The organism is Novosphingobium sp. ZW T3_23 (genome assembly GCF_044987305.1).
Lineage (GTDB): Bacteria > Pseudomonadota > Alphaproteobacteria > Sphingomonadales > Sphingomonadaceae > Novosphingobium.
In genome coordinates, this window is record NZ_JBJDRF010000038.1 from 23124 (window position 1) to 49376 (window position 26253).

16 protein-coding genes, 1 tRNA gene, 1 pseudogene and 2 riboswitches are annotated in these 26253 nt (G+C 65.7%); of the genes and pseudogenes, 15 read left to right on the forward strand and 3 right to left on the reverse strand.

All coding sequences use genetic code 11. The features are described from left to right. The first annotated feature begins 25 nt into the window (after positions 1–25). From ACI3K3_RS17795 to ACI3K3_RS17805, 3 genes are all read left to right on the forward strand, one after another. The gene (locus ACI3K3_RS17795; RefSeq protein WP_404916056.1) at positions 26–730 is read left to right on the forward strand and encodes an energy transducer TonB; all 705 of its coding nucleotides are present in this window, start codon (positions 26–28) and stop codon (positions 728–730) included. 100 nt (positions 731–830) lie between these two features. Beyond that, a riboswitch (cobalamin riboswitch) is annotated at positions 831–1076 on the forward strand. A 178-nt stretch (positions 1077–1254) separates the two neighbouring features. After that, a complete protein-coding gene (locus ACI3K3_RS17800; RefSeq protein WP_404916058.1) occupies positions 1255–3339 on the forward strand; it encodes a TonB-dependent siderophore receptor in 2085 nt (694 codons plus the stop codon). A gap of 50 nt (positions 3340–3389) precedes the next feature. Next, the gene (locus tag ACI3K3_RS17805; protein WP_404916060.1) at positions 3390–4121 is read left to right on the forward strand and encodes a DUF4198 domain-containing protein; all 732 of its coding nucleotides are present in this window, start codon (positions 3390–3392) and stop codon (positions 4119–4121) included. Positions 4122–4372: 251 nt separating this feature from the next. Here the strand turns inward: ACI3K3_RS17805 and ACI3K3_RS17810 are convergent, their stop codons facing one another. Next, positions 4373–4882, reverse strand: coding sequence for a winged helix DNA-binding protein (locus tag ACI3K3_RS17810; protein ID WP_313438588.1), 510 nt, complete (start codon positions 4880–4882; stop codon positions 4373–4375). Between the two features lie 132 nt (positions 4883–5014). Here ACI3K3_RS17810 and ACI3K3_RS17815 point away from each other — a divergent pair, with 132 nt between their 5' ends. The 12 genes from ACI3K3_RS17815 (at position 5015) to ACI3K3_RS17870 (ending at position 24281) form a co-directional block, all read left to right on the forward strand. Beyond that, a complete protein-coding gene (locus ACI3K3_RS17815) occupies positions 5015–8665 on the forward strand; it encodes a hydantoinase B/oxoprolinase family protein (protein WP_404916062.1) in 3651 nt (1216 codons plus the stop codon). Between the two features lie 24 nt (positions 8666–8689). Beyond that, positions 8690–9355 (forward strand): 5-oxoproline transporter, DUF969 family subunit, encoded by a 666-nt coding sequence (locus tag ACI3K3_RS17820; RefSeq protein ID WP_404916064.1) that lies wholly within the window; start codon positions 8690–8692, stop codon positions 9353–9355. Next, positions 9352–10290, forward strand: coding sequence for a 5-oxoproline transporter, DUF979 family subunit (locus ACI3K3_RS17825; RefSeq protein WP_404916066.1), 939 nt, complete (start codon positions 9352–9354; stop codon positions 10288–10290). The genes ACI3K3_RS17820 and ACI3K3_RS17825 overlap by 4 nt, the downstream gene beginning before the upstream one ends. Beyond that, a complete protein-coding gene (locus tag ACI3K3_RS17830; protein ID WP_404916068.1) occupies positions 10287–11291 on the forward strand; it encodes a DUF2891 domain-containing protein in 1005 nt (334 codons plus the stop codon). The genes ACI3K3_RS17825 and ACI3K3_RS17830 overlap by 4 nt, the downstream gene beginning before the upstream one ends. A gap of 75 nt (positions 11292–11366) precedes the next feature. Continuing rightward, entirely contained in the window at positions 11367–12263 is an 897-nt protein-coding gene (locus ACI3K3_RS17835; protein WP_404916070.1) for a dihydrodipicolinate synthase family protein, read from the forward strand. A 131-nt stretch (positions 12264–12394) separates the two neighbouring features. Continuing rightward, positions 12395–12641: riboswitch (cobalamin riboswitch) on the forward strand. Positions 12642–12853: 212 nt separating this feature from the next. Continuing rightward, positions 12854–14872: a TonB-dependent receptor plug domain-containing protein gene (locus tag ACI3K3_RS17840; RefSeq protein ID WP_404916072.1), complete on the forward strand. Its 2019-nt coding sequence runs from the start codon at positions 12854–12856 to the stop codon at positions 14870–14872. A 4-nt stretch (positions 14873–14876) separates the two neighbouring features. After that, complete coding sequence (locus ACI3K3_RS17845; protein WP_404916074.1) at positions 14877–16451, forward strand: PepSY domain-containing protein; 1575 nt, start codon at positions 14877–14879, stop codon at positions 16449–16451. Between the two features lie 27 nt (positions 16452–16478). Further along, the gene (locus ACI3K3_RS17850) at positions 16479–17135 is read left to right on the forward strand and encodes an RNA polymerase sigma factor (RefSeq protein WP_404916076.1); all 657 of its coding nucleotides are present in this window, start codon (positions 16479–16481) and stop codon (positions 17133–17135) included. A gap of 107 nt (positions 17136–17242) precedes the next feature. Next, the gene (locus tag ACI3K3_RS17855) at positions 17243–18187 is read left to right on the forward strand and encodes a FecR family protein (RefSeq protein WP_404916078.1); all 945 of its coding nucleotides are present in this window, start codon (positions 17243–17245) and stop codon (positions 18185–18187) included. A 269-nt stretch (positions 18188–18456) separates the two neighbouring features. Further along, positions 18457–21624 (forward strand): TonB-dependent receptor, encoded by a 3168-nt coding sequence (locus ACI3K3_RS17860; protein ID WP_404916080.1) that lies wholly within the window; start codon positions 18457–18459, stop codon positions 21622–21624. Positions 21625–21700: 76 nt separating this feature from the next. Continuing rightward, positions 21701–22699, forward strand: coding sequence for a nuclease (locus ACI3K3_RS17865; RefSeq protein ID WP_404916082.1), 999 nt, complete (start codon positions 21701–21703; stop codon positions 22697–22699). Positions 22700–22715: 16 nt separating this feature from the next. Further along, positions 22716–24281, forward strand: coding sequence for an alkaline phosphatase D family protein (locus ACI3K3_RS17870; RefSeq protein WP_404916084.1), 1566 nt, complete (start codon positions 22716–22718; stop codon positions 24279–24281). A 282-nt stretch (positions 24282–24563) separates the two neighbouring features. Here ACI3K3_RS17870 and ACI3K3_RS17875 read toward each other — a convergent pair. Further along, positions 24564–25604 (reverse strand): annotated as a pseudogene (locus tag ACI3K3_RS17875) (IS3 family transposase). 381 nt (positions 25605–25985) lie between these two features. Then, positions 25986–26062, reverse strand: a tRNA-Met gene (locus ACI3K3_RS17880). Between the last annotated feature and the right edge of the window lie 191 nt (positions 26063–26253).

Below are 26253 nucleotides of genomic sequence, written 5' to 3' on the forward strand. Positions count from 1 at the left end.
CCCTAACGAGCACGGGCAGACAGAAGTGCCCGTGCCCGCACACACCCGTTACGCCGATCAACCCACCTCGCTGCGCGCGCGCCTGACGGGACTGGGCGGAACCGCAGGCGTGGCTCTGCTGATCTGCGCGGGGCTGTTGCTGACATGGACCACCTACAGCGCTCCGCCGGCCCGGCCGACGATCAGCGCTTTCAATGTCGCCCCGCCTGCCGCGCCCCCCGAACCGGTTCGCGAGGTTCCGCCCGGCCCGTCCCGAAAGCGCAAGGAGGAGCCTGCGCCGCAAGCAGCGGAGATCCTCCCGCCGAGTATCGTGATCGCCGCAACCGAACCGCTGCCCGCTGCGCCAGCCGTCCGGCCCGCTCCGCCGGATCCCGCGCCCCCGGCGCGCGAGGAAACCGCGCCGGTCAACAGGCCCTTGCCCCCCCAACCGCAGGCCTCGACCGGCAAGCCGACCTGGGAGGGGCGTGTGCTCGCCGCGCTGGACAGGGTTAAGCGATACCCGCGCGACGCCCACTTCGCGCGCAAACAGGGGGTGCCCTATATCCGCTTCTCCATGGACCGGCAGGGCAAGGTTCTGACGGTCACCCTGGAGCGTTCGTCCGGCGTCCGTTCGCTCGACAATGAAGCCCTCGCGCTGCCCCGGCGCGCGCAACCGCTGCCCAGGCCGCCGGAAGACATGAAGGGCGAGGCCATCGAACTGGTGGTACCGGTCGAATTCTTCATGCGGTGATGCGTGGCCGCGACGTCGGCCAAGATCGCACGAACGCTGCTATTGCTATTGCGAATTGGTTTTATTGCAGATAACGCCGCCGACATTCGGCGACTTCGGTTGCCGGATTGATCGCGTCGGTGCCTTGAGAAAGGCTTAAAAGGGAACACGGTGAGAGGGTTTCGATCCTTGAATCCGAGGCTGTCCCTGCAACTGTGAGCGGCGAGCGCGATGCACATGTGCGGTCGGGAAGTGTCCCGGATCGCCAGCCACTGGGCCGGACGCTAAACCATGCGGGGCCTGGGAAGGCCGTGCATCAAGCTGTGACCCGCAAGCCAGGAGACCTGCCGTCGCACCGGTCGCTCTTGCCTGATCCAGGGGATGGTCTCGGCACGGTCAACTTCTCCGTCTGAGCGACGAGAATGCGGCGGGGGCCGCATCGGTGTCGCGTGTCTGCCGCCTTCGGGGCGTCCGGCCGTCGCGCGCGCCGGCCGTTCGCGCGGACGCCTCCCGCCCGGTGTTGCTCGACGCCCGTGGGGAATGACTTGAGACTGCATAGCACGACCGCGCTGCTGGCGCTGTTCGCGATACCGATAACGGCGCATGGTACCGAAACCGCGCCCCCGGAGGACGCCATCGTCGTCACCGGAAAGAGCGGCGCCTATAACGCGCCCCGCTCTTCCAGCGCGACCCGAACCGACACCCCGCTTCAGGAAATCCCGCAGTCGGTGACGGTACTGACCCGCCAGGTGGTGGAAGACCTGCAGGCCAACCGCGTCGAGGACGTGCTGGCCTATGCGGGCGGCATTACCCGCGGCAACAATTTCGGCGGCACCGGCCTTACCGACTACAACTTGCGCGGCTTCACCAGTTCCGAATACTTCCGCAACGGCTTCCCGATGAACCGGGGCTATCCGCCGGCGCCGGACTCGATCGCCGTGGAGCGGGTGGACGTGATGCGCGGCCCCGCCGCCCTGCTCTATGGCCGCGGCGATCCGGGCGGCACGTTCAACATCGTCTCGCGCGAGCCGGCCGGAACGACGGCCCAGACCCTCGGCGCGCGGATCGACAGCTTCGGCGGCTGGCGGGGAACCGTCGATGCCACCGGCCCGGTGACCGGCGACCAGTCCCTGCGCTATCGCATCGGCGCGGCGGTGGAAGGCGGAGACAGCTTCCGCGATCATGTGGAATCCGACCGCGTCGTCGTTGCCCCGGTGGTCGCCTGGGACGCTTCGGCCGACCTGACGATCCGGCTCGGCGGCGAATTCGTGCAGGTGAAGACCCCGCTGGATCGCGGCAATCCCGCGTTCCGCAATCAACTGGACAGCGCGATCCCCTCCTCCCGCTTCTTCGGCGAGCCTTCGCTCGGCCGCTGGCGCGTGCGCAACGGGCTGGGCAACCTGACGGCGGACTACAAGCTGGGCCGGGACTGGAAGCTGCGCGCCGGCATCCAGTACTACAACGGCGAACTGGGCGGGCCCGGCATCCAGGCCTCCAGCGTGCGGCCCGACGGGCGCACCCTGGTGCGGACCTATAGCGAGCGGACCCTGCGCTGGCGCGATCTCGACGCGCAGGTCAACCTGATCGGCAAGTTCGCGACCGGCAGCGTCGAGCACGAAATACTGCTCGGCACCGAATTCGAGGCGTTTCACTACACCGAAGTCATCCGCAATTCGAACCCCGCGTCCTCGCCGTTCACGATCGACATCTTCGCGCCGGTCTACGGGTCCGCGATCCCGCCGCTCAACGGCACCTTCACCAGCATCCGCACGCAGACCCGCACTTTCGCGGGCTATGCGCAGGATCAGGTCTCGCTGCTGCCCTGGCTGAAAATGCTGATCGGCGGACGGCTTGAGCGGTACGAGAGCGACAACCTCAACTTGCGCAACGGCGTGACGTCGAAGTTCTCGCAGACCGTGTTCACGCCGCGTCTCGGCACGGTCTTCGTGCTTTCGCCGCAAGTCTCGCTCTACGGCAGTTACGCGCGCTCGAACAAGCCCAACACCGCCGCCGACGTGAACGGCAACGTGCTCGATCCCGAACGCGGCACCAGTTACGAAGCGGGCGTCAAGCTCGACCTGCTGGACGGCGGCCTGAGCGCAACGGCGGCGCTGTTCCACACGACCAAGCAGAACGTCGCCACGACCGATCCCGACAACCTCGACTACAGCATTGCGGCGGGCGAAGTGCGCAGCCGGGGGATCGACATATCGATCACGGGCAATATCACGCGGGCCTGGCGCGTGGTGGGCGGCTATGCCTTCGCGGATTCGGAAGTGACCCGCGACAACCGCCTGGCGCCCGGCCAGCGGCTTCCCAATACGCCTCGCCATTCGGCCAGCCTGCTCAATGTCTACGAGTTCCAGGACGGCGTCCTGAGAGGCTTCGGCGCGGGCGCGGGCATCACCTATCTGGGGCGCCGCATTGCCGGCACGGCGGCGACGGCACCGCTCATCCGCGCTTATGCGACGGTGAACCTGCTCGCCTACTATCCCCTGGCCGAAAGGGTGAAGCTGCAGGTCAACATCAACAACTTGTTCGACAAGAGCTACGCCGAGCGCGGCTTCGGCAGCAACCTCTATCCGGGCGCTCCGCGCAGCGCCGTCGCCAGCGTGACGGTCGGCCTGTGATGCCCAGCCGCCATTATTTTCCCGTTCGAACCCAGCCAAGGAAGTGCATGATGAAGACTGCTTTCAATGCCATGATCCTCACCTCGCTCCTGACCCTGCCCGCGCTTCCGGCGCAGGCGCACGGCATCTACCTCACGGAACGTTCGCGGCAGATCGTGCTCGTCTACGGCGAAGGCGCCGACGATCTCGACATGGTGAAGCGCGAGCCGCTGGTCGAAAGCGTTGCGGCCTACGATGAGCAGGGCAAGCCGATCCAGGCCGCGCACCGGGTTTCCGGGCTGGCCATGCTGGTGGATACCGGAACCACCCCCACCTTCGTCACCGCAATCCTCCAGAACGGGGTCTGGTCGCGCATGAAGGGCGGCCATTACGAGAAGAAGAGCCTGGACGAGATGCCGGGCGCCGAAGTCTCTACCAGGAACGTCAAGTACGCGGTGCGTGTCCAGGGCGCTCCTGCCGCCGTGCCCGTGCTGCCGGGCCAGACGCTTCAGATCGTGCCCGCCGGCCCGATCCCGAAGACGCTGGGACAGGAACTGACCTACAAGGTGCTCTACCAGGGCAAGCCCTTCGCCGGCGCGCGCCTCATCAACGACTTCGTCAACGATCCCGATGGAAAGGAAGTCGTGAGCGGGGCCGACGGTACCGTCACGCTCGTGGTGCGCAACCAGGGCCTCAATGTGATCCACGCCGTATACGAAGGACCGAGCGACAATCCCGCCAAGTACCGCACCGTCGAACACACGGCGACGCTGAGCTTCACGCTCGAACACAAGCCGGAGTGATCCAGCGCATCGAGGGTGAAGGCTGGCTTGAACGGTCGGCCTTCGCCTTTGACGCGGTGAGCTGCCGTTCGCGTCGTCCTGGACTTGATCCGGGACCGCTGGCAAGGCCACTCGAAGCCCGAAAGCAGCGCAACGCCGCAGTGGCCCATCGCAAGCTCTCGCCTCAAGAGTACATAGCGGTCCCGGATCAAGTCCGGGACGACGACAATAGCCAATAAGTTACTGAAACGCCGTCAGCCCCCTCCTATCCGTTACAGCGTTGCCGCCGCGCGGGCGGCCTGGTTGTAGTCTCCCGAAAGCATGCGCAAGGTTTCCGCAGTGCGTGACAGCACGTCTTCCTCGAACGAAGCCTTGACGTCGCCGACCAGCACTTTTTCCCGGATGGCGCGATAGGCATTGCAGAAGTCGATGCCTGCCGGGGTCACTTCGATGACCTTTTCCTTGCCCACCCGGCGCGTCACCACCAGCCCGGCGCTCGACAGCTTGCGGACTGCGTAGTTCACCAGGTGCGCATCCTCCACATGGAGCACCAGCATCAGGTCCATGAACCGCTTGGGGCGATCGCGATGCCGGACGGAATGGAGCACCAGCACTTCCAGCGGGCTGAGCTGCTGGCCCGCGGCGGCCGCGCAACGCACGATCCATTTCTGATAGGCATTGGCTGCCAGGGTCAGGCTGAACTCCAGCTCGGAAAGCGCAGGAGACGCGCCATCGGCAAGATGGGCGGAGGAAATGATCGGACCGGGTTCGCTGGCGCTCATAGGGGTGTATGAAATCGTGCCGAAGGGCTTGTCAATGATGCTCAGCGAAAGCCGTGGCGATGCTGGTGCTGCTTGACAGGCGGCAGGAAAAGCCGTCATTCACAATTTGTCGGTAAATTGTTGGAGCTAAGAATGTCGTCGGGTTGGCAGTTCTGGATAGACCGTGGCGGCACCTTCACGGACATCGTGGGTCGGCGCCCGGACGGGACTTTCGTTTCCACCAAGCTGCTGAGCGAAAACCCCCAGCGCTACCGCGACGCCGCCACCGCCGGCATCCGGACCCTGCTCGATCTGCCATTCGACGCAGCATTGCCGGAAGGGCTGGTATCCGGCGTCAAGATGGGAACGACGGTCGCCACCAATGCCCTGCTGGAACGCCAGGGCGCGCCGCTGCTGCTGGTGGTGAACGAGGGCTTCGGCGACCTGCTGGAGATCGGCGACCAGAGCCGCCCCGATCTTTTCGCGCTGGATATCCGGCTGCCGCAGCAGCTCTACACGGCCGTGGAGGAAGTGGGCGGGCGCTGCGATGTCGATGGCGCCGCGATCTCGCCGCTCGATGAGGCTGCCGCCGCGCGGATGTTCGCGCGGCATCGCGAACAAGGCATCACCGCCTGTGCCATCGCGCTGGTGCACGGCTGGAAATATCCCGAAGTGGAACGGCGGCTGGCGGATTTGGCCAGGAACGCCGGGTTCACGCAAGTCTCCACCAGCCACGGCACCAGCGCCCTGCTGGGCCTGGTATCCCGCGCTTCCACCACGGTCGTCGATGCCTATCTCTCGCCTGTCCTGCGGGACTACGTGGGCCGCGTGGTCGATCGACTGGGCGACGTGCCGCTCTATTTCATGCAGTCAAGCGGCGGGCTTACCGATCACCACACGTTCCAGGGCAAGGACGCGATCCTGTCCGGCCCGGCCGGAGGCGTCATCGGTGCCGCGCGAACCGCGCAGGCGGCGGGCTTCGAACGCATCATCGGCTTCGACATGGGCGGCACCTCCACCGACGTCGCGCTTTATGCGGGCGCGCTGGAGCGGGTGATCGATGCCGAAGTGGCGGGCGCGAAAGTGCGCGTGCCGATGATCGCGATCAACACGGTGGCGGCAGGCGGCGGCTCGATCCTGCATTTCGACGGTGCGCGCTACCGCGTCGGACCGGACAGTGCCGGCGCCGATCCCGGCCCCGCCTGCTATCGCCGAGGCGGCCCGCTGACGGTGACCGACGCCAACGTGATGCTCGGCCGGATTGCGCCTGCGTTCTTTCCGGCGATCTTCGGTCCCGACGGAGACCTGCCGCTGGACAGCGATGTCGTGGCACAGGGCTTCGCCACGCTTGCAGGGCAAGTGGAAGGTGCGACGGGGCGCCCTACCGACCCACGGGAGGTCGCGGAAAGCTTCGTGCGGGTGGCCGTCGCCGCGATGGCGCTGGCGATCAAGGAAGTTTCCACCGAACGCGGTCACGATGCCGCCGATTTCACCTTGCAGTGCTTCGGCGGCGCCGGCGGGCAACATGCCTGCATGGTGGCCGCGGAGCTGGGCATTTCCACCGTTTTCATCCATCCTTTCGCCGGTGTGCTTTCCGCCTACGGCATGGGACTGGCCGATCGCAGCGAAGTGCGACGGGTAGCGGTGGAGCTTCCGCTCGATGACGGAACCGTCACCGGCTTGCGCGCGGATGCGGCGACGATCGCCGCGGAACTCGCCGAGACGATCGCGGCGGACAAGGAAAGCACGGCGCTGCGCAACGAAGCCCGCGTGCACTTGCGCTATCAGGGGACCGACACCAGCATCGCGGTCGCACTCGGTCATGCCGGGGCCATGACGGACGCCTTCGACGCGGCGCACGTCGCCCGCTTCGGCTTCTCCTCGCCGGGTCGCGCCCTGGTGGTCGACAGCATCGAGGTGGAAGTGATCCTTCCGGGCGAGGCGGTGTCGATGCCGCCTCTCGGGCGACGCGCGCCGGGCGAGACTCTACCCGTCCTGACGCAGATGCCGCTCTGGGCCGAAGGCAGAGAGAACCTCGCCACCGTCTATGACCGCGCCGAATTGCTGGCGGGAGATCGCATCGACGGCCCGGCCCTGATCCGCGAGCCCTTGGCTACCACGGTGGTGGAACCGGGCTGGGGCGCGACGGTGGATGACTGGGGCAACCTCGTCCTGCGCCAGGAACGAGCCTATGCCACTCCGGCCAGCCGGGAAGAAGGAGAAGGCGCGTATGCGGAATCCGGGCACGCCGTCGCCGATCCGATGATGCTGGAACTGTTCAACAACATGTTCATGGCGGTTGCCGAGCAGATGGGCGCCGTGCTGCGGCACACATCGACAAGCGTCAACATCAAGGAACGCCTCGATTTCTCCTGCGCGCTGTTCGATGCCGAAGGCAACCTGATCGCCAATGCGCCGCATGTGCCGGTCCACCTCGGCGCGATGGGCGAAAGCGTGCGTGCGGTGCTGGCCGCGCGGGAGGGCAGCCTGAAGCCCGGCGACATGGTCGCGCTCAACGATCCCTATCGCGGCGGCACCCACCTGCCCGACGTCACCGTGGTGGCGCCGGTCTTCGACGAGGCAGGCGAACGCATCCGCTTCTTCGTGGCCAATCGCGGCCACCATGCCGACATCGGCGGCATCGCGCCGGGCTCGACCCCGGCCGTCTCCACCAGCCTGGAGCAGGAAGGCGTCGTCATCGACGATTTCCTGCTGTTGGAAGGCGGCACCTTCCGCGAGCAGCCCTTGCGCGATCTGCTGGCCGCCGCGCGCTATCCGGCCCGCAATCCCGACATGAACGTGGCCGATCTCAAGGCCCAGGTCGCCGCCAACGAAACCGGCATAGGCGAGATCATGGCCTTGCTGCGCCGCTACGGCTGGAACACGGTCTCCACTTACGTGGGGCATATGATGGCCAATGCCGAGGAAAGCCTGCGCCGCGTGATAGACCGCATCGGCGACGGCGCCTTCGACTACCGGATGGACGACGGCGCGCGGCTGCGCGTCAAGGTGAGCGTGGACCGCGCGCGTCGCAGCGCCACGATCGACTTCACCGGTACCGACGCGCAGCGTGACGGCAATTTCAACGCGCCTCCCGCCGTCACGCGGGCTTCGGTGCTCTATGCCTTCCGCTGTCTGGTGGATTCCGATCTGCCGCTCAACGAAGGCTGCCTGGTTCCGCTGGAGATCGTGGTGCCGGAAGGAACCTTCCTGTCGCCCCGGCCGGGCGCGGCGGTCGTGGCCGGCAATACGGAGGTGAGCCAGGCGGCCTGCAATGCCCTGCTGGGCGCGCTCGGCGCCACGGCCAGCGCGCAGGCGACGATGAACAACTTCCTGTTCGGCAACGAGCGGGTGCAATACTACGAGACGATCTGCGGCGGCGCGGGCGCCAGCGCGCGCGCCGATGGAGCCTCGGCCGTCCACACCCACATGACGAACACCCGCATCACCGATCCCGAAGTTCTCGAAATGCGCTATCCGGTGCGGCTCGAATGCTTCGCGATCCGCAAGGGATCGGGCGGCGAGGGACGGCATCGCGGCGGTGACGGCGTGGTGCGCAAGGTCACGGCGCTGGAGCCGCTGACCGCCACCATCGTCTCGTCGCGGCGCAGCGAAGGCCCGTTCGGTCTCCAGGGCGGCGCGGCGGGGCAAGTCGGGCGGCAATGGGTCGAACGCAAGGATGGATCGCGCACCGATCTGGGCGGAACGGCGGAAGTGCCGCTGGCCATCGGGGATGCCATCGTCATAGAAACGCCGGGCGGCGGCGGCTTCGGCGCACCGTCCGATGTCGAAACGACAGCCTGAGAGACAAACGGGGGGAAGCCTGAGATGCTGGTTCTGTTAGCCGTTGTCGTTCTCGTCGCCGGGCTGGTGGCCCGGATCAATCCGCTGGCGGTCGTGCTGGCCTCGGCCGCTACGGCGGGGTTGGCGGCGGGCTTGCCGCTTGCCGAACTGCTGGCGCGCTTCGGGGCCGCCTTCAACGCCAACAAGTTCGTCACCGCCGTCTTCCTCGTCATTCCAACGATAGGCCTGCTCGAACGCCATGGCTTGCAGGAACGCGCCAAGCAGCTGATGCGCGGATTGCGCGGGATCACGCTGGGGCGGCTGCTTTTCGCCTATCTGCTGGCGCGGCAGCTGACTTCCGCCGTGGGCCTCACCCAGCTTGGCGGGCAGGTCACCATGGTCCGGCCGATGCTGGGACCGATGGCGGAAGCGGCGGCCGAACAGGACGGCTCCTCACTCGATGCCGATCGTGCCAAGGCCCTGGCGGCGGCGACAGACAACATCGGCCTGTTCTTCGGAGAGGACATCTTCCTGGCGATCGGCTCGATCCTGCTGATGAAGGGCGTGATGGAGGGCTATGGCATGAAGGCCGAGCCTTTCGCGCTGTCGATGTGGGCGGTGCCGACGGCGATCGCCGCCCTGCTCATCCATGGCGGCCGCGTTCTGCTGCTGGACAGGAAGCGCCGGCGTTTACAGGATGAAACCGCGTGATCGGGCTGGAACTCGTCTATGCGCTGGCGGGGGCCATGTTCCTCGGCTTCGCATTGGTCACGGCGCTGCACCGGCGGGACCGCAAGGGCCGCGCCACGGCGCTGCTCTGGGGCCTGATCGCACTCAGCTTCCTGCTGGGGGACCATATTCCCGACATGGCGAACGGCGTTCTTGCCATCGTCATCGTCATAGTGGCCGCTTCCGGGCGGACCGGGGCAGCTCCGGCGCCAAGTGAGGAAGGGCAGGAGGCAGCGGCCTTGCGCTACGGCAGCCGCCTGTTCCTTCCGGCGCTGGCCATTCCCGCGATCGCGCTGGCGGGAACGGTGCTGTTCAAGTCCGTGCCGGGGATCGTCAAGGCCTCCGACGCGACGCTCGTCTCGCTCGCACTCGGCGCGCTGGCTTCGACCGTCATCTGCATGGTCTGGTTCCGGACCCGCGCCGAAGCGCCCTTGCGTGAAGGCGTGAGGCTGGCCGACGGGCTTGGCTGGGCGATCCTGATGCCGCAATTGCTGGCAAGCCTTGGCATCATCTATGCGGCGGCCGGAATGGGCACGGCCGTAGGCAGCCTGCTGGATCATGTCGAGACCGGCGGCAGTCTGTTTGCGCAAGTGGCGCTTTATTGCACCGGCATGGCGCTGCTGACGGTGCTGATGGGCAATGCCCTTGCCGCCTTTCCCGTCATGTTCGCGGCCATGGGCGCGCCGCTGCTGGTGACCGTGCAACATGGCGACCCGGCCGCCGTGGCGGCGATCGGCATGCTGGCCGGATTCTGCGGCACCCTGCTCACGCCCATGGCCGCGAACTTCAATCTCGTTCCGGCGGCGCTGCTGGGCCTGCGCGATCCCTACGGCGTCATCCGCGCCCAGGCGCCCACGGCCGTCGCCATGCTGGCCGCCAACATCCTTCTCCTCTATTTCCTGGGGTTCTCCCGATGACCACGATCCTGACGGCGGAGCATGCTTCGCACTTCGCGCAGCTCACCCTTGGCCACCTCGGCCGCGAGTATCCCAACAAGCTCGACCATGTGCTGAACGGACCGGAAGACGCGGAGACGCCCTCGGCACTCCACCCTGTGTTCCACGGCAGCTTCGACTGGCACAGCTGCGTGCACGGCTGGTGGCAGGTCATGCGGCTGCTGCGCCTGTTCCCCGACATGCCCGAAGCCGCCGCCATTCGCGCGCGGGCGGATACGATGCTGGTGCCGGAAATGATCGCGGGCGAGATCGCCTATCTGGCGCGCCCGCTGTCGCAGGGCTTCGAGCGCCCTTACGGCTGGGGCTGGCTGCTGGCGCTGCATCACGAACTCTCGCTGCATGAGCGCCAGGACTGGGCCGCGGCGCTCGCCCCGCTGGCCGCGATCTTCGCGCAGCGCTTCGAGGACCACCTTCCCAAGCTGACTTATCCGATCCGTCACGGCATCCACAGCAACTCGGCGTTCGCCCTGGTCCTGGCGCACGAATGGGCGAAGGGCCGGCGAGACGGTCTCGCCGCATTGATCGAAAGCCGCCTGCGCGACTGGTTCGGAGAAGACCGCGCCGCTCAGGCGTGGGAGCCGTCCGGCGACGAATTCCTCTCTCCCACGCTGACCGAGGCGCTGGCGATGAGCCGCGTCCTGCCTCCCGCCGAGTTTGCGACCTGGTTCGATGCCTTTCTGCCCGAGATTGCCGAAGGACGCCCGCAGACCCTGCTGGTGCCGGCCTTCGTTTCAGATCGGACCGACGGCAAGATCGCGCATCTCGACGGGCTAAACCTCAGCCGCGCCTGGTGCTGGAGACAAATCGCCGCGCGCCTGCCGCAGGCGCACTTCATCCACGATGCGGGGGAAGAGATCGCGCAGCGGCACCTGCAAGCCGCACTCCCCCACCTCGCCGGCGACTATATGGGCGAGCATTGGCTGGCGACATTCGCCCTGCTGGCTCTGGTACCTCCGGAGTAAGGATGACGCGCAAGACGCGTCCACGCGCCCGGTCTGCGCTTGATAATCTCTCCCCGACATACGAGGAGTAGTGTCATGACGCTATTCACCGGCCTTTCCGCGTTCCCGATCACCCCTGCCAACATCGACGGCATCGTCGATACCGATGCGCTGTCGGTTCTGGTCGAGCGTCTGGTTCATGCCGGTGTGGATTCGATCGGGGTGCTCGGCAGTACCGGCATCTATGCCTATCTGGATCGCTCCGAACGGATCCGCGCGACAGAAGCCGCCGTGGAAGCGGCGGCGGGCCGCACCCCGGTGATCGTTGGCGTCGGCGCCCTGCGAACCAGCTGGTCGCGGGATCTGGCGATCGCGGCCGAGCGCGCCGGCGCGGATGGCCTGCTGCTTGCGCCCATGTCCTATACCCCGCTGACACAGCAGGAGGCGCAAGAGCATTTCCGGGCCGTTTCCGAGGCGACGGCCCTGCCGATGTGCATCTACAATAATCCGGGAACGACCAATTTCCGCTTCTCCGACGAGCTGATTGCCGCGTTGGCGGCGATGCCGAATATGGCGGCCATCAAGATGCCGCTGCCGGGTGACGGCGATTACCGTGTCGAACTCCAGCGCCTCCGCGCCTCCACTCCCCGCGATTTCAAGATCGGCTACAGCGGTGACTGGGGCGCGGGAGATTCGCTGATCGCCGGGGGGGACGCCTGGTATAGCGTGGTCGCGGGTCTTCTCCCGGAGCAGGCGCTGGCCCTCGCCCGCGCGGCCATGTCCGGCGACATCGATCAGGCAGGCAGGCTGGATTCTGCGTTCGTCCCACTGTGGAACCTGTTCCGCGAGCATGGCAGCTTGCGGATCATGTATGAGGTGGGGCGCCGGCTTGGTCTGCCTCTCGAAGCCGCACCGCTTCCGCTCGGGCGCGTCGGTGCCGAGGTTGCCGCGATGGTCGATGATGCTTTGAACCACCTTACCGCCAGGTGCTGAGAGACTGTTTTGCGGTAATGCCGCCCTTCATCGAAGCGAGCATCGTCACCACGAAGGGCATCCATCAAATCCCGCTTGCGCGCAGTGCGCTCCCCGGCTAGCTCGCCTCATCCGTTTTCCCGGTGAGGGATGGCGGACAAGATCGCGCCGGTGCCTCGAAAGAGGCTTAAAATGGGAACACGGTGAGAGGGTTTCGACCCTCGAATCCGAGGCTGTCCCTGCAACTGTAAGCGGTGAGCGCGATACACATCACGCGGCAGGGCCAAGGCGCCTGCCGTAGCCACTGGGCCGGACGCTAAATCCTGCGAGGCCTGGGAAGGCCGTGTATCAAGCCATGACCCGCGAGCCAGGAGACCTGCCTGCGTCCGGTCGCTCTTGCTTTGGTCCAGGGGATGGCCGGGGCACGGTGTTTCTCCGTCTGAGCGACGAACCAGCGGCAGGGGCCGCACGGTGCGCTGAGCGGTCGTCCCTTCGTTATGGGCGCCCGGCCGGTCGATGCGCCGGCCTTTCGTGAACGCCGGTCGATGCCCGGCCGTTCGTGAACGGCAGACCCCTGCTTCGGATCGCATGGCGCTCGACAGGGGAATGAGATGAAGTTCGCTACAATTTCGCACACGGCGCTTGCCGTGGCGCTTGGTCTTGCCTGGAACACGCAGGCTTGTGCCGAGGAAACCGGTGAAGACGCCGGTGAGGATCGGGCCATCGTCGTCACCGGCACCAGCCTTGAGGAAACGCTGCCGCAGGAGCTTTCCCGCTACGGCAACGACGTGGTGACCGTGAGCGAAAAGCAGATCAAGGACAGCGGCGCGGTAGACGTGGTCAAGGCGCTGGAATCGGTGCCGGGCCTCTACATCCGCGCCCGCAACGGGCCGTTCACTTACGTCGATGTGTCGCTTCAGGGTTCGCGCACGCAGGACGTGCTCTGGACGATGGACGGCATCCGCCTCAACAACCGCCTCTATGGCGGAACATCGCCCAACGACACGCTTCCTGCCAGCATGATCGAGCGTATCGAGGTGCTGCGCGGCGGGGAGAGCCTGTTCTACGGCACGCAGGCTTCGGCGGGTGTCATCAACGTGGTGACGCGCGGCTTCACCGACGATTTCAACGGCCAGGTCAATGCCTCGGTGGATTCATGGGGCGGCACCACGGTAGATGGCTACTTGCGCGGCGCGGCGGCCAAGCACCGCTTCGTGGCCTATGCCTCGCACAACCGTTCGGAAGGCTACACGCCTTACAGCGCCTATCAGCCCAGCCTCACCGATCGTCATCTCGGCTACGACTTGTGGTCGGCGGGTCTCAAGTACCAGTACGACCTCGCCCCCGATCTGGCGCTCAATGCCCAATACCAGCACACCGAGGCCAACCTCGACAACCTCTCGCCCACGCGCATCCGCGAGAGCCGCAACGATCGCAACGAGGAAATCGCCAGCGTCCGCCTCGATTACACCGGCAGCGATGCCGTGCAGTTCTTCCTCAAGGGCTATTTCCATGACTGGAAGACCGCCTACGTCCAGATCCGCAATTCGCTTCCCGACCTGCAACCGCAAGTGATCTACCCGGCAGGCACGTTCTGGGGCTATCGCGACTGGGGCGGCAGCGCGGTGGTCAAGCTGCATCTCCATCCCGGCCTCGAATACCTGCTGGGCTACGACTTCCAGAACTTCAGCGGGCGTGACGACGTGCTGCTGATCGCGCCGACCAGCGAGCAGGTCCATGCCGGGATTTTCCAGGTCCGTACCACCGACGAGATTTCCTCGAAGGGCCGCCTTGCCGCGGGCCTGCGCTACAACCGCACGGACGGGGCGAAGAAGACGATCTGGAACGTGTCCGGCCGCTACGACTTTGCCGACCCGCTCTATGTCGAGGCGAACGGCGGCACTTCCTTCGTACTTCCGGATGCCTCGCAGCTCTATGGCAACGACCCCTGCTGCGAGATCGGCAACCCGAACCTGAGCCCGGAGCAGAGCCTCAACCTCAACCTCTCCGCGGGCGGAATTTTCCCGGCGGGCGCGGTCACGCTGGGCTGGAAGGCGACCTACTTCAATCGCCGCATCACCAACATGATCGACTACGATTACGACAATCCGGCCTATCCGAACGGCACTTACGCCAACCTCGACGGCAAGGTCCGCTCGCAAGGCGGCGAATTCGAACTGACGGCGCAGATGGCCGGGGGTTGGAGCATCAATGCCAGCTATACTTACGCCCGCGTGCGGGAGAAGGCATCGTCCACCCAGCTTGACCGCAATCCCCGGCAATACGCGAAGGGTACCTTTGCCTATGCACCGGAAGACCTGCCGTTTGGCGCCAATCTCTCGCTCAACTGGATCGGCGACGTCTGGTCCACCGCTTCGGGCTTCGGCCGCCGGAACTATGGCAACTACGCGCTGGTGGACGCCGGGGCCTACCTCTACGTCGACGGTGCGGCACGCCGGAACCGCTTCGGCGTCAATGTCGAGAACCTGTTCAACCGGGAATATGCAACACGCGGCTATCAGTCGGCGGTGACCGACCAGGGCGCGCTGGACGGCAGCAACAGCCGCTTCCTCTACTTCAGCCGGGGCGTGCCGCGCACGCTGCGGATGAGCTACGGCCTGAGCTTCTGAGGCCATGAGTACACTCCAGCCTCGGCCCCATCCTCGAAAGAAGCGCTCACGCAGCCTGCTGCCGCGCCCGATCCTTGTCCTTCATCGCTGGCTCGGCGTCTTCGTCGGCCTGCTGATGACGATCTGGTGCCTCTCGGGCTTCGTGATGATCTATGTGGACTATCCGAGGCTGGAGCCTTCCGCACAAGTGCAGGGCCTTGCCCCACTGCATCTGCCGCCGTCCGCCAGCTTCGACGCCGTGGACATGGCACCGGAGACGCCGATCTCGTCCGCCCGCATCGAGATGCTGGCCGGGCGTCCGGTCCTGCGGGTCGTGCCCGGTGAACCCACCGACCGCGCGATCCCGCAGATGCGCGCGATCCCTGCCGCCTTCGATCTGACGAGCGGCAGGGCGCTGGCCACGCCGAATCCGCAGGAGATCGGCAGGATCGCGCAGGATTTCGCGAATGGTCACGGCATCGCGGGCAAGCCTGCCGCTCCCGTGGAAACCGGGATCGACCAATGGACCGTGCAAACCTACCGGCGCAACGCGCCGCTCTACCGGGTGGACTTCGCCGACGACGCCGGAACCGAGATCTACATTTCAGGCGGGTCCGGCGAAGTCGTGCAGGAAACGACGCGCTTCCAGCGCTTCTGGGGCTGGCTGGGCGCGGTGCCGCACTGGCTCTACCCCACGATGCTGCGGCAGAACGGTGCGCTGTGGAACGAAGTGGTCGTCTGGACCTCGCTTGCGGGATGTTTTCTCACGGTGACGGGCATCTGGGCCGGCATCGCCCGTATGCGCCGAAAGCGCGACGGCCGGATCGGGTCGCCCTACAAGGGGCTGTGGTGGTGGCACCATGTCTTCGGGCTGTTCTTCGGACTGCTGACCCTGACCTGGGTGGCAAGCGGCCTCTTCTCCATGAACCCCTGGGGGTTCCTCGACAGCGCGGGTGGATTTGCCGAGCGCGAGAGGCTGGCCGGGCCGATGCCATGGCGCGACGTTCGGCAGGCGCTGTCCGCCTTGCACGATCTTCCGAACGATACCCTGCGGATCGAAACCGCGCCGCTGGGTGGCCGAACATTCCTGATCGCGTCCAAGGCCAACGGCCGGGCGCAGCGCCTCGACGCCCAGGGCAAGGCATCCTCGCTGACCTCGGGCGAACTGCGTGCTGCCTTTTCGGGGCAGCCGGCCATCGCATCCCTGGAGCTGCTGTCGCAGGAGGACGCCTACTATTACCGCCACCGCTTCGCCGCACCGCTTCCGGTCTGGCGCGTGGTGCTGGCGGATGGAGAGAAGACGCGGCTCTACATCGACCGCACCAGCGGCCGGATCCTGCGTGCTTTCGATCGCAACGGGCGGGGTTTCCGCTGGTTACAGGATGGCTTGCACAGCCTGGACTTTCCCGTGCTGCGCAAACGCCCGTGGTGGGATTTCATCGTGCTGCCGTTGCTGGCCGCCGTCACGCTGGTCTGCGCGACCGGAACCTGGATGGCCTGGAACAAGGTAAGCAGAGACATCCGCCGTCTTTCGCGCCGCCTGCAACGGCGCCGCGCGGTCGTTGTCATGCCGCAAGGTCGAAACCTCGTCGGCCCATGATCGGCGGACGGCTCAATTCGGCCGTCCATGTCGCAAAAGGTACATTTTCATGCCCTAGGCGCGGCGCACAATTCCTTCATTGCCGAGCCTTTCATCGTGACCGCGCCCCATGTCCGCCCGATTGACCGCTGGTTCGTTGAAGAGGTCCTGCCTCACGAACGCGGCTACCTGGACTATGCGCGCAGGATCGTCCGCAATGACGAGGAAGCCGGCGACATCGTTCAGGAAATCTACGTAAAGCTGTTCACGCTGGGCGGCTGGAGCGCGATCGCCAAACCGCCGGGTTACGTCATGCGCATGATCCGCAACCAGGCGATCGAGCGGATGCGGCAGGGGCGCGTGGTGACCATGCAGGCGCTGCCCGCGCCGGCGGCGCTGGACGTGGCCGACGATATGCCCGATGCCTTCCGCGTCGTCGCCGCGCGCACGCAGATGGCGCGCGTGCAGCACGCCATTGCGGCCTTGCCGGAACGGTGCCGGATCGCGCTGGTGCGCCGCCGCTTCGCGGAAGAAACACCGCGCGAGATCGCCAGCGACCTCGGCATCAGCATCTCGACGTTCGAAAAGCGCCTGGCCCGCGCCGTGGAACTGCTGACCCATGCGCTGACGCCGCAGGATCGATCCGCCGAAGAACCGTACCCCGGCACATGCCCGGAAGCGGCGCGAGAGAAGATACTTCTCTGACTCGCAAGAGGCTGTATAGGTACGAGCGAGCATCGGAGCGCGGACGCCCTCGTTTCAGAACCGCCCAGCACCGCGTAAAGAAGCACAAGACACGGCACTCCGGTAAGATGACGAACTCGAAAGATCCCCTGGGTCAGGACGCCCTGCTGGCCGAAGCGTCGCGCTGGTTCGCCGCGCTCGACGCCGGCACCGCGCGCGTCGACGAGTTCGAGGCCTGGCGCGCGAGCAATCCCGCGCACGCAGTCGCCTATGCGCGCATCGTCGGCCAGTGGGAGGCGATGCGCACCGGGGGGGGGCCTCTGGTCGAGGTTCCGAACACCGCCGTGCAGGCCAGCCGCCGCCAATGGCTGAAGTTCGCCGCCGTGGCGCTGCCCGTCGCAGCGCTCGGTTCGGGCTTCCTGGCCGAGCGCGCCTATGCCTGGGACAGCGCGGCGACGAAAGTGGGAGAGACGCGCCGCGTCGCGCTGCCCGATGGCAGTGTGGCCTACCTCAACACCGACAGCGCGCTGTCATGGCGGTTCGGCAGTGGCGACCGGATCCTGCGGCTCGATCGCGGAGAAGTGGCGCTGGACATCCGATCCGGCGGAGAGGACGGCGCGGTGCTGCATGCCGGCGATGCTTCCCTGCCGCTGGCGCCGGGGTTGTTCGATGCCCGGATCGCGGGCGGTCGGGCGGAGTTGACCCTGGTGGACGGCGCGGCGCTGCGCCTGCCGGATGGAGGCCGCGAACTGACCTTGCGGCGCAACGAAACGATCGTGATGGCTGCCGACATGGCGCCCAGGCTGGAAGCGCGCAGTTCCGAGCAAGTGGCATCGCAGATGGCGTGGCGCATGGGTGAAATCGTCTTCCTCGACGAATCCGTCGCCGCCGCCGCTGCCGAATTCAACCGTCACCTGACGCGCAAGATCACTGTCGCCAGCGCCGATCTCGCACGCGAAAAGATCGGCGGTCGCTTCGATCTCGATCGTCCGGACCAGTTCCTCCAGGCGGTTTCGCTGAGCCTGGATGCGCGTATCGTGCCTACCGCGAACGGTTTCGAACTGGTCCGCTGAGCCCTCCGTCGTCCCGGACTTGATCCGGGACCGCTGGCAGTTCTTTAGGCGCACCCTTGTGGAAACGCGCCCTGCCGAAAGGTGGGCCGGTCACGGCCAGCGGTCCCGGATCAAGTCCGGGACGACGGATTTTCTTACGACGGGTTCTTACGCGAACTTCCCAGGCGAAAAAATATTCTCCCCTGACTTGGAGGCAACCGGCCCCGATCCCGTCATGCCCTTCGAATGGCGCAGACGGTGCGCCATGTCGGGGGTAAGTTTCGATGTCCTTGCGTTACAATTCTCTGTTCGCCGCACTTGCGGCCTCGACGGCGCTGGTCGCCAGTCCCGCGCTGGCGGCGACCGTGAACTTCGACGTTCCCTCGCAGGCCCTGGGCCAGGCGCTGATTACGTTCTCCAAGCAGGCCAAGGTCAAGATCGTCTATCCCGCCGCCGAAATCCGGGGCATGACTGCCCCTGCGGTACGCGGCGCGATGACCCGGCAGGAAGCGCTCGGCCGCCTCATCGCCGGATCCGGCCTGCGCGTGGTGGGCGACGACGGGCAGGTCGTTGCACTCGCGCAGGATACGGTGGGAAACGCGCCCGTTGCTGCGGCGCCTGAGGGCGAAGCCGATCCCGATATCGTCGTCACCGGCTACCGCGAATCCATCGAGCAGGCGCTCCAGCAGAAGCGCGAGGCCAATGCCTTCGTCGAGGTGATCACGGCAGAAGACATCGGCAAGTTCCCGGACAAGAACGTGGCCGACGCCTTGCAGCGCATGCCCGGCGTGGTCATCACCCGCGACGGCGGCGAAGGGTCGCGCGTCAGCATCCGTGGTTTGCAGCCGGGCCTGACCCAGACCCTGCTCAACGGCAATTTCCTGGCCGGGGCCGACAGCGGCGACCCGCAGCGCTCGTTCAACTACGTGATGCTGCCCGCCAACTTCATCGCCAGCACCGAGGTCTACAAGTCCTCCGAAGCGCGTCTGGAAGAAGGCGGCATCGGCGGCACGATCATCCTCAACACCCGGCGTCCGTTCGATGTCCCCTCGGGTTCGGGATTCATCTCGGCGGAGGGCACCTACTCCGACAACAGCGACAAGTTCGAGCCGCAGATCGGTGCGCAATATTCGTGGAAGAACGAGGACGAGACGATCGGCTTCCTGATCGGCGGCGTCTACCAGAAGCGCACCAACCGCGAGATGCGCTCCACCGCCGGAACCTGGCGCTGGTGGAGCGATCGCGGCGCTGACGGTCAGGTGCTGGAGCGCGCCACCGACGTCAACGGCAATCCCATCGCCAACGATGCGGCGGGGTCCTACTGGACCGGCGGCGGCCAGAGCACGGTTGGCGGCGACCACTACACCGGCTACTGGGCCCCGCAGTCGGTCCGCGCCGAAGTCTTCGACCAGGACCGCGAGCGTTTCGGCATCCAGGCGACGGCGCAGTTCCGCCCCACCGACACGCTGACGCTGACCGCGAACTACTTCCGCTTCGAATACAGCAGCGACTACGTGATGAACCAGCTGACGATCCCCGAGTGGGGCTACGGCAAGTTCTTCAGCGACGCCCAGTTCGACAAGAGCGGCACGGTCATGAAGTCCGCGACGTTCGCCGTTCCGGGCGCGCCGTGCCTGGCCAATACCCCGATGTGCACGATGGAGACGCCGCGCCTGACCGGGTACTACTCCAAGGAAAAGCAGCATTCGCAGACGTTCGAGGGCGAAGCGCGCTACAAGCTGGACCGTTTCGAGGCGCTGCTGAAAGTCGGCAAGACGGCATCGAAGGGCGGCCCCTCCATGCGCTTCCAGGTAGCCGCCAAACCGCGCATCACGGTGGTGGGCCAGGAGCAGAACGGCAACTTCCTCAGCGCCTGGGATCTTTCCAGCAAGGGCGTGGCGATGGAGTTCTCGCCCGAGCTGCAACAGAACCTGATGAACGGCGTGGCCCAGATCGACATCGGCGGCACCAATTCCAGCTTCACCAACAGCAAGATCGACCAGCCCTACGTCCAGCTGGACCTGACGCGCCAGTTCGACGGCGGCTTCCTCCGCTCGATCCAGCTGGGCGGCAAGTGGCGCAAGCTCGAAGTGCACCGCGAGACCGGGCGCAACGAGTGGTATGCCGATGCCGCGAACAAGATCCGCTACCAGAACACGCCCGCGGGCGCCGTCGCGCAGCCCGAATATTTCTATGACAAGCCGATGGGCAACATCAACGGCGGCTTCAGCGCGAACCTCTATCCCGGCGTCGACTTCAAGCGCTACCTCGATATCATCAACGAGCGCTACGGCCCCTCGGTGCGCGAGCCCGAGCCGAACAACGTCTACAACCTCTCGGAAGAGGCGCTGGGCGGCTATGCCCAGGCCAACTTCGCGACCGGCGGCCTGCGCGGCAACCTGGGTGTGCGCGTGGTCAAGACCATCCAGCGCGACGAAACCTCGGACCGCCTCCAGTACCTCGTCGACTACTGCGTCGATGGACCGGGCGGCCCGTTCGACCCGAACCGCCCGCTCGGCGCGGACGGCAACTGCCAGGTGCTGCCGCTGAACCAGCGCGAAGTGATCGAGAACGTGCGCCTCAACGAGCGCAAGAGCTACACCGACGTGCTGCCCAGCCTCAACCTTTCCTATGACGTCACCCCCACGCTGCTGGTGCGCGGCGCGGTGGCCAAGGTGGTTTCGCGTCCATCCATCTCCGACCTCGCCGGTGCGCGCTCGCTCACCTACAAGTCGGAAGCCTATGCCTTCGACCGCGACCAGTTCGGCGAGTTCGCGGGCTGGTCGGGCAGCGGCGGCAACTCGCAGCTCAACGCCTTCAAGGCATGGCAGTACGACGTGGGCGTGGAATGGTACTTCCGCCCCGGCTCGGTGGTCGGCGCCACCGCCTTCCGCAAGGACGTGTCGAACTTCATCGTGCCGCTGGTCATGGACGTGACGCGTGACGTGGCGGGCCAGCAGGTGCTGATCGAATCCTACTCCACCGTCGCCAACGGTTCGGACGCGGTATCGCAGGGCGTGGAAATCTACGCGCAGCACACTTTGCCCTTCGGCCTCGGCGCGCAAGTGAACTTCACCTACAACGATACCTCGACGGCGGACGTCACGCTGGATGGACAGAAGGTGGGCACCTCGCCGCTGGTCGGCAGCGCGAAGACGCAGTGGAACGCCTCGGTCTTCTACGAGACCCGCCGCCTGCTGCTGCGCGCCTCGTACAACCGCCGCGGCACGGTGGTGGGCGGCCTGTCCTCGGGCCTCAACACCTATACCGCGCCATACGAGCAGGTGGACCTCAACGCCTCCTACGAAATCCGCGATGGGCTGATGCTCACCGCCTCGATCATCAACCTGACCAAGTCGCACGAGTGGCAGTACCTCGGCAACGACACCAAGGACCGCCTGACCAGCTCGATCTACTCGGGCCGCCGCGCCTACGTCGGCATCTCGTACAACTTCTGATCCTGACCAGAGCGGCGGGGCGGGCGCGACCATCGTGCCCGTCCCGCCCTTTGCCGTTTATCGAAAGCCCTATCCGATGCGCAGAAAGCTGCTTCTCGCCCTCACTCTCGCCGCGAGCATCCACGCCGCCCCCGCGCTTGCCTGGGGCGGACGCGGCCATGCCGTGATCGACCATGCCGCGCTCGATGCGCTGCCGGAAGACGGACCGGTGTTCCTGCGCAAATATGCCGAGTTCATCGGCGAGGAAGCAGGCGCGCCCGACAGCTGGCGCTCGTCTTCCGAGCCGTTCTCCAAGATCGACGAAGATCCCAACCACACCTGGTTCGTGGAACGTCTCCAGTTTCTTAAACCTGTCCCACGCTCGCGCTATGCCTTCGTGCTGGCCCTCTATCGTGAGCATGAGCGCGTGCGGAAAATCGACCCCAAGGCTGCCGAGCGTCTCAACGTGCGCTGGACCGGCACGATGCCTTACGCGATCATGGAAGGCTACGGACGCATCGTCGCGGGCATGCGCAGCCTGCGCTGGAAGCGCATGCGCGGAGAGCCGACCGCGAACATCGAGCAGACGCTGGCCTTCTACACCGCGTGGATGTCTCACTACATCGGCGACGGCACCCAGCCCCACCACGTCAGCATCCATTGCGAGGGCTGGGTCGGCCCCAATCCCAAAGGCTACGCGACCGGCGGCGGCATCCACGGCGCCTTCGAGATCGGCTATGCCGACGCGATAGACCTCCAGCCCGAGAACTTCGCGAAGCGCATCGATGCGCCCGCACGGCAGGAGGGCGACCTGTTCGAGCACGTCCTCACCTTCCTCAACGAGAGCAATGCGGACGTCGAAAAGATCTTCGACCTCGACAAGCGCAAGGTTCTTGCCGACCCGAAAAGCCGCGAGGGGCGCGATTTCGTCTATCGTCGCAGCGCTGCGGGCGCGGCGATGCTGCGCGACCTGCTGACCCGCGCCTGGACCGAGAGCGCCAAACCCGGCGAAGGCGATCCCCGCCCGCAGGACCCGACCAACCCCGCCTACGATCCCGAAACGGGCTCCGCACCCGCGCCCATGCCCGCTCTCTGAACAGGACATCGCTCCCATGACCATCGATCGTCGTTCGCTTCTGAAATCGGGTGCCGGCCTGCTACTGCTGTCGGGACTGCCCGCCCATGCGGCCGTGCTGACCCGTCCGCTCGGCGCCAATCCCTTCACGCTCGGCGTCGCCTCGGGCGATCCGTGGGCGGACGGCTTCGTGATCTGGACCCGGCTGGCAACGCATCCGCTGGGCGAGCATGGCGGAATGCCTCAGATGGTGGTGCCCGTCTCCTGGGAAGTCGCCGAGGACGAGCGCTTCGCTCGGGTGGTGCGCAAGGGCGAGGCGCTGGCGCGGCCCGAACTGGGCCATTCGGTCCATGTCGAAGTGGGCGGGCTCCTGCCGCATCGCCACTACTGGTATCGCTTCTCGGTCCTGGGGAGCGACGTCAGCCCGGTAGGCCTGGCCCGCACCGCGCCCGCAGCCGGAGCCGCGCTCGACCGGCTGCGCATCGGCGTGGCCGGGTGCCAGCACTGGGAGGCGGGCTTCTACGACGCCTGGGGCGCCCTCGCGCGCGAGCCGGACCTCGACCTCGTATTCCACTATGGCGACTACATCTACGAAGGCGCCGGTCGGCCAGCGGGTGCCAGCGGCGGGAAAGGCGCGGTGCGCAGCCACCACGGCGACGAGATCTACAGCCTCGACGACTATCGCCGCCGCTACGCGCAGTACAAGTCGGACCCGCATCTGCAAGCGGCCCACGCCGCCTGCGCCTTCGCCGCCTCGTTCGACGACCACGAAGTCGACAACAACTGGGCGGGCGACTACGATCAGGACGGCACGCCGCCCGAGGCGTTCCTGCTGCGCCGCATGGCAGGATACCAGGCCTGGTACGAGAACATGCCCCTGCGCCGTTCCCAGATGCCGAGCGCGGCCGGGATCACCGCCTATCGCCGCCTCGACTATGGCCGCCTGTTGCGCACCCACGTCCTCGATACCCGCAGCTACCGCACCGACCAGTCCTGCAACGACGTGGCCCGTGCCGAGACCTGCACGCCCGAGGCTCACGCCAGCCCGGAAATGCTCGGCCACATGCAGGAAGCCTGGCTCGACGAAGGGCTTGGCAACGACCGGACATGGAACCTGCTTGCGCAGCAGGTGATCGTCATGCCCTTCGACGTGCGCGCGCCGGGCGCGGCGCGCCCCGTCTTCGAGACGGACCTGTGGGACGGCTACCGCCCGGCGAAGGCCCGCCTGCGCGAAAGCATCAAGCGCCACGGCCTCACCAACGTCGTCATCGCCACCGGCGACCACCACAAGCACGCCGCCGGAATCGTGCCCGAGCGCGACGAGGAACCCGAAGGCAAGGCCGTGGCCGTAGAATTCCTCGCCACCTCGATCTCGTCGGGCGGCAACGGCCGTGGCGACGAAGGCTTCGCGCACATCCTCGAAAACAATCCCAACTTCGACCTCTACACTGACCGGCGCGGCTACCAGGTCTTCGACATCACCCCCCGCGCCTGGACCACGGACGTCAGGGTGATGGACCAAGTAGAGAAGCCCGGCGGCGGCGTCCGCAGCCTGGTCAGATACGAGGTAAGCCCCGACGAAGCGCGCCTGAAGCGAATCTAGAGCCTGCTTTCATGCGGTGCCTGAGCCGGAGAGGAAGCAAGGAAAGCAGGCCATCTTTCCGACCGCAGCGCCCCTGCCGATTACAAATGCAGCAGCGAAAGGCTGACCTTGACCGGTTTTCCCATTGAGGCCGAACAAAAAAAGCCACCCCGCTCTTGGCGCGGCGACCACTTTCGCCTCGCAATCGACAGAGGTCGGTAAGTGGGTCAATTCGACGGTCGCTCAACTTCTTGTCCCGTAATTGATTGACTCATGATGACTGTGCGTCGGTCTGGCCTACTGTCAGTTTGATGGACATTGAGATAAGGTTCTTTGGGCTACCCCAGCCCGGCGTTCGAAGTCGATATGGCTGAGATAGCCTGGGGTCGAGTGCCTGCTGGTGGGATTGTAGAAACGCTCTATATAATCGAACACGTCGGCTCTGGCATCAGGCGCCGGAACTGCTCACTGGTATATTGGCTGCCCTGATCCGAATGATGGAGCAGGTATCGGGTTTGCCCCGGCGCCATATGGCCATCATTATAGCATCCGCAACCAGTTGGGCCGTCATGGTCGCGCTCATCGACCAGCCCACGACACGGCGCGAGAACAGGTCGATGACCGCCGCAACATAGAGGCAACCTTGGCCGGTCCAGATATACGTGAAGTCTGCCACCTACTTTTGGTTAGTCGCATCGGCGACGAACTGACGATCCAGGATCGTTGGCCGCGACCACTGACTTTTCGCCATAATCTTTGGGCAGGCCACGCCGGCGCGGTCTGGCGCGCAATCCCTGCTGGCGCATCAGGCACTCGATGCGATGCAGACCGCAATCCACACCGTCCGCCAGTACCTCATGCCAGTCCCGCCTCGCGCCATAGGCCCGGTGCTCAGCGTCAAGCTTATCCTGGCCTAGCGCCCCACTTCGATGCCACTTCTGGCGTGGGCCGATGGGGCACACACCAGCCAGGCATGAAAGCCACTACGCAAGGCACCGAGAGCTGCGCAAAGGCACGACACCGGCCAGATCCCTAGATGCTCGGGATGAAAGTAAACCTCATATCGAGTCTTCGCAAAGTAGGCGGCGGCTTTTTACAATATCGCGCTCCGCCTTGAGCTTAGCCACCTCCCGACGCAGGTGCTGAATCTCCTGCGCTCGGCCTTGATCTGGCCATGCCCAGTAATGGCATCCTGCTTGTCGGCCGCAAACTCCCGAACTCATTTGCGCAGCACATTCTCATGCACATCAAGATCGCGGGCGGCTTGTGCAACCGCTCCCCCCCTCTCCTTCACCATCTTACCGTCTCAAGCTTGAACTCGCGGCTGAACTTCCTTCGTTGCATCGATGCTCTCCGGTTGATGAAAACACCTTATCTCGGTGTCCGTCAAACCGGCAGCAGGCTAAAAGGCTGCGATGTGTAGAGGTGGGCCTTTCCTGCTCACGAATAACAAGGCCGTGAACCAAAACCACAGGCCCAACATGATCGCGGGCCCGATCGGAAGCGCAACCTTCACAAAGCTTGATCCGCCCTGAGAGGCCACCTCGTAGAACTCATTCTGTAATGGGTAGATTGAAGATCAAGGGAAGCAGTAGGCTTTAGTATGCGTCCATCTTCACAGCCTGGGTACCCAGCGCAGCGTTGAACCGTAAGACGGTCTTCAACGGACGCTTATCGCGGATCGACGGTCCTGTCCGTAGCTGGACGGTTGCATTGGGCTTGCTTTGGTTGCGGGGGTAGGATTTGAACCTACGACCTTCAGGTTATGAGCCTGACGAGCTACCGGGCTGCTCCACCCCGCGTCACCATTGGGGCTGATGTTTTCAGCCCGGAAGCGTGTTTGTTGTCCATTGCGACTGTGTCGGCCTGGACGGCGGGCTGCTCCACCCCGCGTGCGGCTTTGTTGCGTTCTTTTGGAACGCGAAGAGGGCCTGCGAGGGCCCTCTTTTGGGGCACAGTTGTGCCCTTTGTCATTGTGATGGGTTTTTATCGG

Excerpts from the sequence above, each read along its gene's own strand:
- ACI3K3_RS17805 (WP_404916060.1), top strand. The coding sequence starts at position 3,390 with ATGAAGACTGCTTTCAATGCCATGATCCTCACCTCGCTCCTGACCCTG.
- ACI3K3_RS17810 (WP_313438588.1), bottom strand. The coding sequence starts at position 4,882 with ATGAGCGCCAGCGAACCCGGTCCGATCATTTCCTCCGCCCATCTTGCC.
- ACI3K3_RS17815 (WP_404916062.1), top strand. The coding sequence starts at position 5,015 with ATGTCGTCGGGTTGGCAGTTCTGGATAGACCGTGGCGGCACCTTCACG.
- ACI3K3_RS17820 (WP_404916064.1), top strand. The coding sequence starts at position 8,690 with ATGCTGGTTCTGTTAGCCGTTGTCGTTCTCGTCGCCGGGCTGGTGGCC.
- ACI3K3_RS17830 (WP_404916068.1), top strand. The coding sequence starts at position 10,287 with ATGACCACGATCCTGACGGCGGAGCATGCTTCGCACTTCGCGCAGCTC.
- ACI3K3_RS17835 (WP_404916070.1), top strand. The coding sequence starts at position 11,367 with ATGACGCTATTCACCGGCCTTTCCGCGTTCCCGATCACCCCTGCCAAC.
- ACI3K3_RS17840 (WP_404916072.1), top strand. The coding sequence starts at position 12,854 with ATGAAGTTCGCTACAATTTCGCACACGGCGCTTGCCGTGGCGCTTGGT.
- ACI3K3_RS17845 (WP_404916074.1), top strand. The coding sequence starts at position 14,877 with ATGAGTACACTCCAGCCTCGGCCCCATCCTCGAAAGAAGCGCTCACGC.
- ACI3K3_RS17850 (WP_404916076.1), top strand. The coding sequence starts at position 16,479 with ATGTCGCAAAAGGTACATTTTCATGCCCTAGGCGCGGCGCACAATTCC.
- ACI3K3_RS17855 (WP_404916078.1), top strand. The coding sequence starts at position 17,243 with ATGACGAACTCGAAAGATCCCCTGGGTCAGGACGCCCTGCTGGCCGAA.
- ACI3K3_RS17865 (WP_404916082.1), top strand. The coding sequence starts at position 21,701 with ATGCGCAGAAAGCTGCTTCTCGCCCTCACTCTCGCCGCGAGCATCCAC.
- ACI3K3_RS17870 (WP_404916084.1), top strand. The coding sequence starts at position 22,716 with ATGACCATCGATCGTCGTTCGCTTCTGAAATCGGGTGCCGGCCTGCTA.